Consider the following 772-nt stretch of genomic DNA (forward strand, 5'->3'; position numbering starts at 1 on the left):
GGCCACGCCCGCCCGCCGACCGGCGCCGTCGTCCACCCGCGAGGCCGCGACGGTCGCCTCGGCCCGCACCGGACGCCCACGCCCCCTCCTCCGCCGGCCCCTGTCGTCTACGCGTGGAACGGGCTGAGGTACGACTTCGGCGGGGACGGCACCAAGCCCGAGATGCGGCTGGGCGAGAGCGACTGGGTGTGGAAGCGGCACGGGATGTCGGTCGCCGGCACACGGTACGCGGGCGGTGTCACCGTGCACGGCCGGTCCTCCGTCACCGTCGACCTCAACCGCCCCTGCACGTCCTACGACGCCCTGGTGGGGGTGGACGACCTGACCCTCGGGCTCGGCCGGGTCACCTTCTCCGTCTACGCCGACGGGGTACGGCTGTGGCGGTCCGCGCCGGTCGAGGGCCACGACGAGGCGGTGCCCGTCCATGTCGGCCTGGCCGGGCGCCGCACGGTACGGCTCGTCGTGGAGCCGCACCACGACGTCTTCGCCCAGGCGGCCCTCGCGGACTGGGCCGAGGCCAGGTTCACCTGCCGCTAGCGGGTCGGCGCCCCGGCGCCCACGAGGCGGCCCGGGTGCGCTCCGCCACGGTGTTTCCGGTTCGAGGGGGGCGTGTGCGGGCCCGGGGGACGGCTGCCGCGCCCTCGCGGCGGGCCGACGGCCGACCCGGGCCGGGCTTCCGGTCCGGGCCGGCAGCGACCGCCGCGGCCGGCCGGCTCTGCGGACGGACAGACGGGCTCGGGCGTCCGGTGCGGGCCGAGGCGACCGTCGCGGC

General features: G+C 78.0%; 1 protein-coding gene. It reads left to right on the forward strand.

Annotated features, from left to right (window positions below; genetic code table 11):
• Positions 1 to 537 (forward strand): NPCBM/NEW2 domain-containing protein (locus tag V7E45_RS40385; RefSeq protein WP_443056364.1); only part of this gene is annotated, 537 nt, incomplete at its 5' end.
• Positions 538 to 772: the final 235 nt, after the last annotated feature.

Source organism: Streptomyces sp. IBSBF 3136 (assembly GCF_036815105.1).
Lineage (GTDB): Bacteria > Actinomycetota > Actinomycetes > Streptomycetales > Streptomycetaceae > Streptomyces.